The 14,440-nt window shown below is 37.4% G+C and carries 14 protein-coding genes; 3 read left to right on the plus strand and 11 right to left on the minus strand.

Features of this window, described 5'->3' with window-relative positions; translation table 11 throughout:
* Positions 1-439: 439 nt before the first annotated feature.
* Positions 440-967: a hypothetical protein gene (locus C3K47_RS15405; RefSeq protein WP_103790049.1), complete on the minus strand. Its 528-nt coding sequence runs from the start codon at positions 965-967 to the stop codon at positions 440-442.
* 236 nt (positions 968-1,203) lie between these two features.
* Complete coding sequence (locus C3K47_RS15415) at positions 1,204-1,974, minus strand: HEAT repeat domain-containing protein (protein ID WP_103790051.1); 771 nt, start codon at positions 1,972-1,974, stop codon at positions 1,204-1,206.
* 344 nt (positions 1,975-2,318) lie between these two features.
* On the opposite strand from C3K47_RS15415, the gene C3K47_RS15420 reads away from it, so the two are divergent.
* Complete coding sequence (locus tag C3K47_RS15420; RefSeq protein ID WP_103790052.1) at positions 2,319-3,449, plus strand: TIGR03118 family protein; 1,131 nt, start codon at positions 2,319-2,321, stop codon at positions 3,447-3,449.
* Positions 3,450-3,588: 139 nt separating this feature from the next.
* On the opposite strand, the gene C3K47_RS15425 is transcribed toward C3K47_RS15420, so the two are convergent.
* The 7 genes from C3K47_RS15425 to C3K47_RS15455 all read right to left on the minus strand — a co-directional run bounded on the left by C3K47_RS15425 (position 3,589) and on the right by C3K47_RS15455 (position 8,540).
* The gene (locus tag C3K47_RS15425; protein WP_103790053.1) at positions 3,589-3,924 is read right to left on the minus strand and encodes a nuclear transport factor 2 family protein; all 336 of its coding nucleotides are present in this window, start codon (positions 3,922-3,924) and stop codon (positions 3,589-3,591) included.
* 39 nt (positions 3,925-3,963) lie between these two features.
* Entirely contained in the window at positions 3,964-4,590 is a 627-nt protein-coding gene (locus C3K47_RS15430; RefSeq protein ID WP_103790054.1) for a hypothetical protein, read from the minus strand.
* A 20-nt stretch (positions 4,591-4,610) separates the two neighbouring features.
* Positions 4,611-5,012, minus strand: a complete 402-nt coding sequence (locus C3K47_RS15435; RefSeq protein ID WP_103790055.1) for an ester cyclase — start codon at positions 5,010-5,012, stop codon at positions 4,611-4,613.
* Between the two features lie 50 nt (positions 5,013-5,062).
* A complete protein-coding gene (locus C3K47_RS15440; RefSeq protein WP_103790056.1) occupies positions 5,063-5,827 on the minus strand; it encodes a hypothetical protein in 765 nt (254 codons plus the stop codon).
* Between the two features lie 54 nt (positions 5,828-5,881).
* Entirely contained in the window at positions 5,882-6,655 is a 774-nt protein-coding gene (locus C3K47_RS15445) for a DJ-1/PfpI family protein (protein WP_103790057.1), read from the minus strand.
* A 99-nt stretch (positions 6,656-6,754) separates the two neighbouring features.
* Positions 6,755-7,261 (minus strand): GNAT family N-acetyltransferase, encoded by a 507-nt coding sequence (locus C3K47_RS15450; RefSeq protein ID WP_103790058.1) that lies wholly within the window; start codon positions 7,259-7,261, stop codon positions 6,755-6,757.
* Between the two features lie 313 nt (positions 7,262-7,574).
* Positions 7,575-8,540 carry a sulfite exporter TauE/SafE family protein gene (locus C3K47_RS15455; protein WP_243392566.1) on the minus strand — a complete coding sequence of 322 codons (966 nt, stop codon included), beginning with the start codon at positions 8,538-8,540 and terminating at the stop codon, positions 7,575-7,577.
* Between the two features lie 169 nt (positions 8,541-8,709).
* On the opposite strand from C3K47_RS15455, the gene C3K47_RS15460 reads away from it, so the two are divergent.
* Together C3K47_RS15460 and C3K47_RS15465 are read left to right on the plus strand one after the other, a co-directional pair.
* Positions 8,710-9,378 carry a rhomboid family intramembrane serine protease gene (locus tag C3K47_RS15460; RefSeq protein WP_103790060.1) on the plus strand — a complete coding sequence of 223 codons (669 nt, stop codon included), beginning with the start codon at positions 8,710-8,712 and terminating at the stop codon, positions 9,376-9,378.
* Between the two features lie 90 nt (positions 9,379-9,468).
* Positions 9,469-10,947, plus strand: coding sequence for a hypothetical protein (locus C3K47_RS15465; RefSeq protein WP_133159397.1), 1,479 nt, complete (start codon positions 9,469-9,471; stop codon positions 10,945-10,947).
* Positions 10,948-11,023: 76 nt separating this feature from the next.
* Here C3K47_RS15465 and C3K47_RS15470 read toward each other — a convergent pair whose 3' ends face one another.
* Positions 11,024-11,584: a hypothetical protein gene (locus C3K47_RS15470; RefSeq protein WP_103790062.1), complete on the minus strand. Its 561-nt coding sequence runs from the start codon at positions 11,582-11,584 to the stop codon at positions 11,024-11,026.
* A 151-nt stretch (positions 11,585-11,735) separates the two neighbouring features.
* On the minus strand, positions 11,736-14,174 hold the full coding sequence (locus C3K47_RS15475; protein WP_103790063.1) for an alpha-ketoacid dehydrogenase subunit alpha/beta: 2,439 nt from the start codon (positions 14,172-14,174) through the stop codon (positions 11,736-11,738).
* Positions 14,175-14,440 lie beyond the last annotated feature (266 nt).

The following is a 14,440-nucleotide window of genomic DNA, read 5'->3' on the forward strand; positions in this document are numbered from 1 at the left end:
GCTGCAAATATAATCGCGTGTTTTTAGCAAACAGAGAGTTTTTTCAAAAAATGTTTAACTGGTTTAATCTGAATAATTTGAAGTTTTTTGTTGAAGTATTTTCAGAGGTAACATGCCGTATTTAACGCGGTTTGGCCTGGGATTTTCACTCTACAACCAGCCTTTTTACCTGACAGCATTTTATCAAGTATGGAAAGATATTCTCCAGCTAGAATGGCTAAATTGTTAAACTATTAAATTGTTGTTTCAAAATACCTATAATCATTTACCAACCTTCTTATTCCACTTTATTTATTAAGAATCTGTCATCTCTTACAATTATAACCTTCATGTGTTTAATAAGAAACCCTGAAATTTGCTTTACAAATTTCAGGGTTTACACTTATAAAAAGTGCTACAAAAAAGCCGATATAAGCTTTATGAACTTGGTTTTATAGTTTTATTTTAACTGCAATTTTACACTGGTTCTTGTCTGATCATAGAATAAATTCAATGCAACCGGTTTTGCTCCCGCTGGAATTACAAATTTATCTTCACCCGAAAGAGTTGTTGCTTCGGGTGCCGCACTAACATACACTGAACTTGGTGCTATTTTACTTCCATTATCCAATTCAAGTCTGAAATCAGTGGTTGCAATTCCAATCTGATTCCCTCCAATAGCATTTTTGTTGGTCAATTCAACTTTATAAGTTAGTTCGATGCCTGTATTTTGTCCATCCGGATTGGATAATTCAATTGCTTTAAGGTCTTTTATTCTTATAAATGCCTCTTTGTCTTTGCCCAGGAATACGCTGTCGGGAGAGGTGGTTACCTCATATGATTTGGGTTCAGCTGAAGTTGTACTTTCTGCTGCAGGTTCAGAGTTTGATCCCTGTTCAGTCTGTTCTTCCTGTTTTTTGTTTTCCTTGCAAGAATAGGTTGTAACTAACCCAGCAATAAGTGCAATTGCGATTACGGTTTTTTTCATGTTGTGTATTTGTTTGAAGATTGAAAATTTTTCAACGTTAAATGTTTAATTTCTATAAAGACAGATGCGTTGCAGGAATCATAAGTAGGTATGATTCACGCGTTTATTTGCAAGTTAAAAAATTGGTTCAAATTTTCAGACTAAAGAATGTTTTTTCGCAGGCAGCTAACAAGGTATTAAACTTCCTTGAAATGGACCAAATTACATGGTTTTCATATACCTAAAGTCAGGTATTTTCAACTGATCATAGATGGAAAAGAAATTGAAATAAAAGCCTTGGCTTCTTCTTGGGTTAAAGCCGAAAAATTGCGATAACGATGATGCACATCAATAATTTCAGCTAATGCCTCCTTAACTATTTGAGTATTTCCCCAACTCTTCAAATGCTCAACCACTGTTTTTAAGCATCCTTTTTTATAAGCAATTTGACCCAATACATGTACCAGTGTATTACGCACTCTGACCGTTTTGTCAAATTCCAATTCTTTCAATAAAGGAAGAATATCCTGGGGATATTTCCTTCCCCGAAGCTCAATGCCATGACATATTTCCCTGCGTATTTCCTTATCAGGATGATGAAGATACTCTTTGGCCCATTTTAAAACGGGTACCGGATTTACCTCCCCCATTTTCTTTATTGAACCTATAACTGCATTACGCGGTGAATGGTGTGCATCAAACAAGCCCCGCTCAAAAATCAATTGTACCTGCTCGAAACTGACTTTACCAATTTCGCCGGCTGCATTAATTACGGTTTGTCGAATTTTAAAATCAGATGAATTTTGCATTTCTTCCAGCATGGAAATAATTGCATGATGAAAATCGGTATGAGTCAAATAAATTTTACCAATTGCCAAATAGGCTGCTTTTCTAATATAAGTGTCATTATGAGAAAATGAGAAGTTAGCTTTTGAAAAATCCCTGAATTGCAACGCGCATAACACCTCAGTGCGAATTGTTTCAACAACTTTTACTCTTTCTGCTTTGGTTAAATTATAAAAGGCCATGAGACGCTAATTAAATAAAACCATAATCCACCTTAGGCTTTATTCTCCCAATTTAAGTTTTTCAGAAACCCCAATGTTGAAATTTCGACGGTTATTGGTTTTAAAAACTATTTATATTTCTTCTACAACTCTTTTATATACAATTTTATACCACTAATTTTATCTAACCAAAGCAACCAACATTTTACTCGTTACGTATTCTTCTAAAGAACCAGCAGCATATTTCAATTCAAACCATAGTTCTTTATTAACACCTCATAATTCGCCGTTAAAATTCATTTTATATCCATCTTCACAGTAACTAAGGTCTCTTAATTAGTCGTTTAATTCAAAGCCTTAAAAAAATGAAAGCAAAAACAAAAAATTCCGATGAAAAACCATTGGTTGTTTACGGAACACAGATGTTTTTTTTACCTGTTACTCTTTTACTCCCTATTTTTCTCACCCTGCTACTAACGGGTTGCACAAAAAATGACACCATTATGCAGAATACCGCTGCAACGCCAAGTTACCAGGAAGTTGACCTGGTAATGGATACGGTATGCGACGGGGCACGTGTTGACGCCAATCTTTCCAATGCCTGGGGAATTGCCATTGGCCCAAGCGGTGCATTTTGGATCGCCGCCAACCACACCGGCAAAACCACTATCTACGACAGGAATGGTAATGAGTTGCTGGCTCCTGTAAACATCCCATTTCAGGGAGCTGTTAACGGAGGTTCACCTACAGGAGTGGTTTATAATAACACATCCGATTTTCTTATGCCGGGCACCAGTCAAAAGAGTTTATTTATTTATGTTGCCGAAGATGGTACTGTAACCGCCTGGAACGCGGGAAGTTCGGCCATAACAGTGGCCGACAATTCAGCTGCTGATGCAGTTTATAAAGGTGTTGCAATTGGAACCGACGGTGCCGATAATTTTTTATACGCCGCCAATTTTAAAGGAGGAACGATCGATGTTTTCGACAAAACCTTTCATGAAGTTTTCGGCAAATCATTTACCGATCCTTCTTTACCAGCCGGATTTGCTCCTTTTAACATTCAGAATATCGACGGAATGTTATACGTTGCCTACGCTAAACAAGAAGAACCTGATAAAATAGATGATGAGAAAGGCGTTGGAAACGGGTATGTAGATATTTTCAAACCTGATGGTTCATTGGTGAAGCGCTTGATCTCTGGCGGCATGCTTAATTCCCCATGGGGAATGGCGGTGGCTCCTGAAGGTTTTGGTTTAGGTCAGAATGTGCTTCTTATTGGAAACTTTGGAGATGGGAAAATCAATATTTATGACAGCGACGGAAATTATAAAGGGCAGTTAATGGACGGAAGTAAGGTAATTTCTATTGACGGTTTGTGGGAAATAGTATTTCCGAAGAATAATGTTCCTGCCGGTGATCCGAACCAGCTCTTCTTTGCCGCCGGACCCGATGATGAAACGCATGGTTTGTTCGGTTATATTAAGCAACGTTAACTATAAATTGTAACAGCTCTTATACTCCTTTAAAAAGAACAAAACGGCTACATTGATATATCGTGCAGCCGTTTTGTTTAATTGCCTTATGTAGCTATCAAAAGTAAACATTACCTTTTTACCTACTGCATTAACCCATCTAGAGTCGTAAAAGCCTGGTTATTTTATCGTTATCAACTTCCATAATGATTACCTGTTCCAAAGGTTCTTCACTGCCATAACGCCCATAGATCAGCTCATGTACTACAACTTTAGTATGATAATCAATTCGATTGATCACTTTGGCAAATAGTTTTGGTGAGCTGGCAAATAAATTATGATACATTTCCCGGCAGGCCTCTATCCCATCAATTAAAATTGCCCCATCAGCCAGGTTTATTGTTTGAAAATCATCACTAAACAATACCATATTGGCTTCCAAATCGCAGTTATTATAGGCTTCTATTTGCAGTGTAACAATTTCGGATGGTGTCATCTATCTGTTTCTACTTGAATTATTTTATTCCTGAGATCTCTATTTATTAAAATGATTCACCCAAGTGACATTATTGAATAAGGTTGAATGATAAATGCGCCCTTTGTATTTTGGGTTAATGGCCATTAACGATTCTTTGAGGCTTTTAAAAACAACTTCAGGAACCTTATTACTGATGGTTACCTTACGGATAATGCTTAAATCAATATCGATATCGAAAGTAGCTTGCTGAGGTTCATCAGAAACAGCAATCAGACGATACTCATTCTCAGGTTTAAACGGAAAACGTTTTAAATACGGCAAATCATCAAGGGTGGAGTTAAGCGTCGGAAGATCCTGTATCCGTTTATATTGAACCTTGCCATGATGAACACCCTCCAGCTTATCAAGCGTTTTAAATAGCTTTTCAGGACTAAACTCAATACAACAACCCGCGGTACCGTTGGCAAAAGCATTCCAGTGGTGTATGGTTTCGTTTTGATGCGTTAAGCAAAGCGCGTATATGCTTTGAGCTTTGCTCTTATTTCGATAAACCTCCATGGTTGCCCTGTCGTTATAATCTTCCCAAATACTTGGATTGATCAGTGCCAGCTTTTCCCTTTTTAGCAGGTCAATTAAAAACGGAATGGTTGTAAACCGATTTAGCTTTTTTAACTCCGGTTTCATAGGTACAAATTATTTCAATTTTACAAACTCTGAATCACCTGCATCATATCGTTGATGCCCCAGTGATCAATGTATTTCCCATTTTTTAAACGCACCATGTCCATCACTTTTATGGTTACTTTTTTACCCGTTGGCTGACGTCCCATAATTTCACCCATATGAGTGGCTGTAATTGTTTTGCGGGTAGCAACCATATCGTTCTCGGCTATCTGTTCCTCAATTTGAATACTTAAGTCGGAAAATCCTTTATGCAAAATGCTTACAAACTGAATAAGACCGCTCACATCATTTGGCATATTGGGAGGAATGGTGTGGTTCACAAAATGTTCATCCACAAGCTCTGCTAATACTTCCGTATTTCCTTTTTGCAGAAATTCTTTATTAAACCGAATGACGATCTCTTTGTTGTTTTCAGTACTCATTTCTGATGATCAATAAAAAACTGTTGGCAAATAATTAAGGCTAAACCAAATTAAAGCGGTAAAAAATCAGCTTTAAAACTGGTTTCATGCATAGATACATAGGAATAATGCCGTGGAAGAAACCAACCGATGGATCTCATAATACTTTCATAGTGATCTTCTGATTGGAATTTATCCGGAGTTAAATTAAATACCAGCTCCTGCAAATTTCCTTCAGGCCTTGAACGATTCATCAGCAGTAATTTAGCGTTATGTATTCCAAATGTTTGAAGAAAGCCGCGCATGACAAGTCGGGTTTCTAATGGCAATAGCATTTCAGAGGGTTGCCCGATCAATATCTTCTCTTTCTCCTGAATTACCTCATGCTTGGGTAAATCCCAGGAAACCGATTCACTGTAAAATTCATTGCGAAGATGAAAATTAAGAATATCGCCGTAAGAGAACACCCAATCAGGGTTACCAATACCGGCATTAATAACTATACCCAAGCCCTTTTGAAGTAAGAAATCAGTTACCATGTGCTTTATCACATAACACTGAAATGGTTGATTGGGCTTTGGTATTTCAAGATGAAAGTAAGGGAAACCGTCTGGGCCTTCGATCACCTGTGGGTTACCACATGCGAAACTTGCATCGTTCACATTCCCCAAAAATGCATCTTTCCAAAAATCATCACGCTTTTCAAATGGCGTTTTAATTAGTCCGGCTAAAATTTTAGTCTTGTTCAGGTCGCCTTCATAAGGCTTACTCTCAGGCTCAGGTAAAGGAGCGACACTTTTCTCCCCCTTACTTTTATAGAAATTAAATAATCCCATAGATGGATGTAGGTGTGTAGATAATAGCACAATAATACAAACTATTTGCAATATCTATTTTTTAGGCAGCACTAAACCTTGTCCGGGTACCCATTTATCATATTCCATATATTCGGCTACTCTTTTTGCAAAGTCACGGCCTCCAAATTTTTCAACCAGGTATAAGGCCCCGTCAATTCCTGCCGAAATACCTGCGGTAGTAATAACAGTTCCATTATCAACAAAGCGTGTATTAGGCAGCACCGTTGCACTTGGCACGGCTTTTTTCAAATCGTCAATGCTATCATGGAAAGTGGTTACGGTAAGGCTATCCAATAAACCGGCTTTTCCCAAAATAAAGGCGCCGGTACAAACCGAAAAATAATACTCTGTAGTAGGTTGTCTCGCTTTGATCCATGCAATTACCTCCGGATCATCGGCAGCCCTTCCTGCATTTCCACCGAAAACCGCCAAAACATCAAATGGAGGCGCATCCTTAAGATCATAATCAGGAGTTATCTGTAAAACACCTTGTGCTTTAATGGGTTGTTTTGTTTTCGAAACAGTAAAAATAGTCGCTCCGGCATAAGAAAAAACTTCCATCGGGCCGGCAAAATCCAATACTTCTACCCCATCCTGTAAATAAAAACAAATGGTATGGTTCTTTTTGATAGTTTCTGATTTTTTCATCAGCGGCATCTTACAATGCGGACAATTACCAGCTTTATTAAAGGTTAGTTTATCACATTGATTTCCGCAAGGAGGACAAACGTAAACCTCTGATTCATCGGTTTGACCGTAACATGAGATGGTTACCAGTAGTAAGAAGATTGAAAAAAGTGTTTTCATGGTGATTTATTTACTATTAAGTTGCAGTATTAAAAGTAAAAAAATCACTGGAAATCAAGCATTTGAAAAACAGGCAAAAGAAAGTTCTTTATAGTTAAATCACTCACTATATAGCAGCAACTCTTCGTTTCCACCTGGAGAACTTATCTTTTTAATAAAATGCATCCCATTTTTTTCCAGCAACCGGATGGATTTTTCGTTATCAGGTAGTGTAATTGCTGATAGTACCGGAAGATTGAGCTTTTCTTTGGCATATCTTAAAATGGCTGCCGTGATTTCCATCCCAAACCCTTTTCCTTCAAATGCAGTCAAAAAGGCAAATCCAATATCCGGATTTTCGAGATGTTCACGCTTTATAATACCACTCATACCAATTTTGGAGGTACTGCTTTTTTCTTCCACCAGCCACAGCCCAAAGCCTTTTTCAGCATAGCTTTTCATCGGGCCGTTACCTAAATACTCAATAGCCTGTTCATGGGTTTTCACATTTCTATCACCAATAAACCTTATCCATCCATCGCTATTAAGCAACTGAATAATAAAATCGGTGTCGTTTAGCGTAAATTCTTTTAAAATTAAGCGCTCAGTTTCAAGGATATTTTTCATTCCAATAGTTTAATGGTTGGTAATCTTACACCAAATATTGCAGATACAATGGAGCGAACACGCAACACGAATACAACATCAGGACTTAGGGTTAGTTTTAATATCAATATAGATCATAAAATGGGCGGAGTTTAAGGTTAGAAACAACCTTTTAAGCAATGGTTCAGATTGAAAAAATTAAGCGTTAGGAAGTATAGTTTTATCCACCTAAAATATTAGCGTTTGTGTTAAAGGTAGAGGGAAACGTGAAGAAAGGAAGTCAATAATTTTCCCCTTACTGTAACCAGCGGTAAGGGGAAAGCCCTTAAACGAATTAAATTACTTTTAAAAGGAAGGTAATAATACTCTTTAAGCTTACCAGAATAACAATTATACCTACTAAAAACATGATTGTTTTTGCCGGAATTCTGTAAGAAACTTTTGCCGCTATTGGAGCTGCAAGGGCACTCCCTATCACCAAGCCCGTTACAATGTCCCAATGGATTGTTTTTGCCATGGTAAAAAAGGTTAGAGAGCTTAAAATTGCAATAAAGAACCGTGTGGCTTTAACGGTTCCTAATGAAGTTCTTGGGTTTCGACCGCCTGCGATTAAAGAAGATAAAACGATGGAACCCCAACCACCTCCTCCTACTGCATCAATAAAACCTCCTCCAAAACCCAATACAGAGATTTTTTTTATTTTTTCTCCGCGAAACGTTTTGGATCTATTTCTAATGGATTTTGTCAAAATCATGGCACCTAAACAAAGCGTATAGAGTGAAACAACGGGTTTTGTATAACTACTATAATGTTCTAATGAAGATAAAAGATAAGCTCCCAATACGGCCCCGCCTATCCCCGGAATAATTAACAACCAGAACAGCCTTTTATTAATATTCCTCATTCTTTTATGCACCCAGGCACCTAAACCACAACTCAATATTTCAGAGAAATGAACTGCTGCGCTCGAAGACACAGGAGGCACACCCATAGACAGGGCAAACGTGGTTGAAGTAACACCGTAGGACATACCTATGGCTCCATCTATCATCGCAAAAATAAATCCCGCAATCAGGAAATAATAAAATACAGGACTTACACTTTCAACGTACATCCTGAATTTCAGATCAATTGCAAATGTTGCTATCAAAGCAATCACAAGAAATGCAAAAGCGATGATCCAAATAATGCCTTTATTACCTTTTTTAGAACTATCAGAAGGTGTGGTAACTGGAGTGATTGGTAGCTGAATTGCAGCCGCAGGAAGGTTCTCTCTCGAAGTTAAATTAGTTTCACTCATAAAATCAGGACACATTTAACAAAGGTGCGCTCCAAATATACATAATCTACAGACTGAATAGATTACTGTTGGATTTTTTTTATTATGGCGCTGAAGCCAAACAAATCAATCATGAGCCAAACATTTTAACCTTTGAAGGGATTATTTATCTTACGCAAAAAGAAATCACTTGGAACCCTCACAAACCGGCTCAATCACCAAAAGCTTTATCATCAGCTTTTACCTGGTTCTCATTTTATGGATTGTAAAATGGCTGGAATTTAAGTTTGATATTAGTTTTGCTCCATATGGAATCATTCCACGTAAAGTTGAAGGTATAATTGGCATTTTTACTGCACCGTTTATCCATGCTGATAATCCTCACTTACTTTCCAACTCATTTCCTTTATTGATCACAGGAACCATGCTATGGTACTTTTTTAAAGAGTTAGCCTTGAAAGTTATTGTTGGGGTTTATCTTCTGTCGGGAATCAGTGTTTGGCTTTTTGGAAGGCCAGCTATACATATAGGTGCTTCGGGAGTGGTATACGGTTTAACCAGTTTTTTGTTTTTCAGCGGACTTTTCCGTCGCGACCCACGACTATTAGGATTGTCTTTTTTAGTGGTCTTTCTTTATGGAAGCCTGTTTTGGGGATTATTCCCATTTGTACACGAAGTTTCGTGGGAGTCACATATTGCTGGTGGAATAGCCGGTGTCTTGTTCGGCTTTTTGTATAAAAATAAAGGCCCGCAACGGAGAGTTTTCGCTATTGAAACGGAAGAGGAGGAAGACACTGATGAAGAAGAAGACCGGTACTGGGAGATAAAGGATAAGCCTGATGAGGAGCAAGCACAATAAGGGCTTACACTAAATGTTTTCAATTAAAAAATCTTTTATGAATATTTGTTTCATATAACGATTAATTGTTAGCTATTATATAAAATGTTCTTGAAGAAGACTCTACTAATTTCTACCTTATTTATTTCTTTTATTTCTAATGGTTTATCTCAGTCTATTGCGGCTAAAATAGATATGGATCTGGATTTTTTTGCCCGAACTACAACTCTTGCTATTGAGAATAAAAATGGCAAAACCACTTTATTAACCGCCGACCGAAATAAAATTCATTGCCTGCATTTAAATGATAGCTTAAAAGTAATAAACAAGCTGTTACTCTTGGATGATCCGGATATTTTGGTCAAAGCAAAATACATGGGCAGTTTTTGTAATGGCAATTCATATTCGTTATTCTTCTATGATGATAAAAAGAGAGACATTATTAACTATAAAATCAATTACGATTCGATAAGTGTTTCATCAATAAAAAGGCTTGATTTAATTAATGACGATGAATTTTATTTTGATGCCACCAATTTGAATGATAAAATTCAAATTATTACCTGCAATGTTAACAATAGTGATATCATTATAAATGAGCTTAATGAAGATGGTAGCTCATCCCGAAAGGTATTTTCAGCACTCTCACTTGATAAAGCGTCATTTGATATTATAGTTAAATATATGCTTGATCGAGAAAATGATTATGAGCAGATAAACTATAAGTATGATATGAATTTGAATATTACTCAAGCTTATAATAAACTATATGCTTTCGATGATCAATTAATAGTTACTCATGAAGATTTAAAGAATAACAAAACTGATATTTTAACATTAAACCTAAAAAGCAATCAAATAAGCTTTAGAAGTGTTTCAAAACCAAATGTTAAATTTTACAGTACCCATTTAAATCCTTCTAATTCCCTGATTTTTGAGGATAAATTATATCAAATAGTTTGTGGCCAGACTATGATAAGACTGGCTGTAAAAGATTTTTACAGTGGAGCAACAATTAAAGAATTTAAAATTGAAGAAGATGAGGAGATCAGTTTTAAAAACGGCCCTATACTTTTCGAAGCCGTGACTTCCGATCCTCCTATCAGTAGAGAACTAAAGGATAGTAAACAATTAATTAAAAAGATTTTTAATTCAACAGCAGCAATTTCATTGACTAAAAGTGCTGACTCTATTATTCTTATGAAATTAGGTGCTTTTTTAGGTTTTAAAGCATATCCAAGGGGAGTAAATGGAGAAGGAACTATTTATAATCCTTCATCGGAATCAGCTGTTATAACCGGTGGTCTTCAAACCTTTCCACCTGCAAATAACATTGCCGACAGCTATAGCAAGCATATATTTATAAAATCAATCTATTCTAAACTCGCTTTTATTAATTCATTTCTGCAAGAAAACACTTATATCCCTATCAAAGGCGAAATATATCAGTCTGTAAATGAAAAGATGGTTGACTATCAAAACATTATTATAACCAATAAAGCGTCAATGGTTACTTTCCCTCATAAGAACTCTTATATATTAGGTTATTATGATGACGATAAAAAGAAATATAATCTAGTTGAGTTCTAATTGATTAAAAAAATAATAAAGCAAAAAGGAGCTTATTGACATACTAAGCTCCTTTTTGTTTATGAAGTTTTATCAATTACATTCTTTTACGGCCGTGGTAACTTTGCATGCCTACTTTTTGCATACCTACCATACCCATTTGCTGTTGCATCATTTTAATTTGCTCAGCCAGCATTTTGTTTTTATCCAGCTTTTTAGCTTCTGCCAATAAGTTTTGAGCTTCGCGCTTATTGCCTTTACTCATGGCAATACCGGCTAAGCTTAATTTGGCCATGGCAATATCATGATCCATGCGTAAACCAATAGCTAATGCTTTCTTAAAGTATTTTTCAGATTGAAAAATGCTGCCTTTGGCTTCACAAGTTCCCACTAAAAAATAATAGTAAGCTTGCTGACCTTTTAATAAAACAGCTTCCGGATTTTTGATGCGCTTTAAGAAATAGTGCGCTTTTTCCATATTATTCTTTCTCATATAGAAAAATGCGGCCAGCATATTTTCGTTGCGGAAAAAGAAAACCACAAAAAGAATAGAGAACAAAATAGCTAGCAAACCCAATGCAATTTGTCCGATAGTGAACAGATAAATTGCCAGTATCAGTGCAACAACACCTAACGCTAAACGTGAATACTTTAACATGTATTTGAATCAATTATAAATTAAATGCCTTAAGCGTTAATACCCTTAAAACGAGGTGCAAAATTAGCTATTGATTTTAGAAGTAAGAAGTACAATTTTAGATTTAAATACATATTTCTACAATCGCACTTCTAAATTCTACAATCGTACTTTAATAGAGTTTTGGAAATTGCTGAGGATTTACCTCATTCATCATTTCATAAACTGTTTCTACTACGTCTTCAATATTTGGTTTTGAGAAGTAATCACCATCTGAACCATAAGCCGGACGATGTTCTCTTGCCGTTAAAGTACGCGGTTCGGCATCGAGGTAACGGAAACCTTTTTGCTCCTCAATTACTTTCTGAACCATAAACGCGGTTGCTCCACCTGGCATATCTTCGTCGAGGAATAAAACACGGCTGGTTTTTTTCAACGATTCTACAATGGTATGATCAATATCAAAAGGCAATAAAGTTTGAACATCGATCAACTCTACTTCGATATCCATTTCTGCCAATTGATGAGCAGCTTCTTCGGCAACACGCACGCATGAACCATAAGTTACCAGCGTAATATCTGTTCCTTCTCTCAATACCTCAGGCTGACCTAGCTTAAGCGTAAATTCACCGATATTTGAAGGCATTTTTTCTTTTAGGCGGTAACCATTTAAACATTCGATCACCAAAGCAGGCTCATCTGAACGCACCAATGTATTATACATACCGGCCGCTTGGGTCATATTGCGGGGCACACATAAATGCATACCTCTTAAAGCGTTAATTAACACCCCAATTGGCGACCCTGCGTGCCATATACCTTCCAGCCTATGCCCACGTGTACGGATAATTAAAGGCGCTTTTTGCCCGCGTTTGGTACGATAAGTTAACGAAGAAAGGTCATCCGCTAAAGGCTGCAAACCATAATAAATATAGTCGAGGTATTGAATTTCAGTAATCGGGCGTAATCCACGCATTGCCAATCCTATACCCTGCCCTACAATGGTTGCCTCACGAATACCGGTATCGAAAATCCGGTTTTCGCCAAATTTCTCCTGCAAACCGGCAAAGCCCTGGTTTACATCTCCGATTTTGCCTACGTCTTCGCCGAAAGCTACCAAACGAGGATCGCGTGAGAAGTTGGCATCAAAACAAGCCTGTAAAACTTCACGTCCATCCACCGTTTTAGGTGTTTCCGGAAACTCCGCTTTTACTTCAGCAATTTTCATTGGAGAATCAGCTGTATCGCTAAACAAGAAGGTATTATAACGGTCAACATTTGCTTCACGCGCTGCCTTAAACCATTTTATCAGTTTGTCTTTACCAGCGATTTGCTCATTTCTGATAATACGCAGTACGCGTCGTAGTGCCGACAGTACATCCTTACGGGTTGGATCAATACTTGAGCGTAAGACATTTTTATAGTATTTCACATCGGTAGCGAAGCTACTTTGCGATTCGATCTCTTCAAAAATAGAAACTACCTCGGTAATCTCCTGTTTGATAGGTGCATTGAAATTTACCCAGGCTTGCTTTTGCACTTCACGAACATGGCGTTTAGCCTGCTCTTCAATCTCATCCAACTCCTCATTACTTGCCATTCCTGTTTCGGTTATCCACTCACGCATCTTTTTTATACAGTCGTGGTCGGCTTCCCATTCCAAACGCTCCTTTGATTTATAACGTTCATGAGAACCCGAAGTAGAATGCCCCTGAGGTTGAGTAACCTCTTGCACATGCACCAAAACCGGAATATGATGGGTACGGCAAAGAGAAGCCGCTGTTTCGTATGCTTCCACCAAGGCGGCGTAATCCCAGCCTTTCACCCTGATTATTTCAAAGCCTTCGCCATTTTCATCGCGTTGAAGACCTTTTAATAATTCGGATATATTTTGTTTTGTAGTTTGATATTTCTGACTTACTGAAATTCCGTAGCCATCATCCCAAACAGAGATCAGCATAGGAATTTGCAGAACTCCGGCTGCATTCAGGGCTTCAAAGAAGTGACCTTCAGAAGTACTTGCATCTCCAATTGTCCCGAAAGCGATTTCATTACCATTATTAGAGAAATGGGTCATGTACGAAAGCTCTTTGTTTTGGCGATAAAGCTTTGATGCCTGGGCCAAACCCACCAAACGTATCATCTGACCAGCAGTACATGAAATATCTGCCGACGAATTCTTCATCTGGGTTAAATTGTTCCAGTTTCCGTTATCGTCTAAGCTGCGTGTACCAAAGTGACAGGTCATACCGCGGCCTGCTGTTGAACTTTCGGCATTAACGTCGGCATGTGCATAAAGCTGAGCGAAAAACTCACTGATCGAATACATACCTGAAGCAAAGTGGAAGGTTTGATCGCGGTAATAACCCGAGCGAAAATCCCCTTCTTTAAACACTTTTGCCATTGCAATTTGGGCAAGTTCTTTTCCGTCGCCAAAAATCCCGAACTTGGCTTTACCGGTAAGCACCTCTTTGCGGCCAAGCAAACTTGCCTGCCGGCTTTCCTGTACTAAACGGTAATCGGTAAGCACCTCCCGTTTAAACTCTTCAAAGCTTAGCTCTTTGTTCTCTAATACAGATGTAACCATATGGTCTTTCTCGCTAATCATCATAAAGGTGAAATTGGTGGGCAAAAATAACAAAATTAGCTTGCAATAAGCATTTGACAAAAAAGCTTTAATCACTTTTCTATCAAGCTGTTAACCTTTCGACATTCATTATTGGCAATTAACTCACCGTTATAAATCGCCAACAAAAGTTATTTAACTACAAGATGTCGAAAAACTGTATCATCAAACTGTTACAATCAGATAAACCTGTTTTGCAACTAATTAAGCTTGTAAACGTTTAACTGTATAATATTATGGTATTATATTTG

The sequence above is a fragment of the Solitalea longa genome (genome assembly GCF_002920915.1).
Lineage (GTDB): Bacteria > Bacteroidota > Bacteroidia > Sphingobacteriales > Sphingobacteriaceae > Solitalea > Solitalea longa.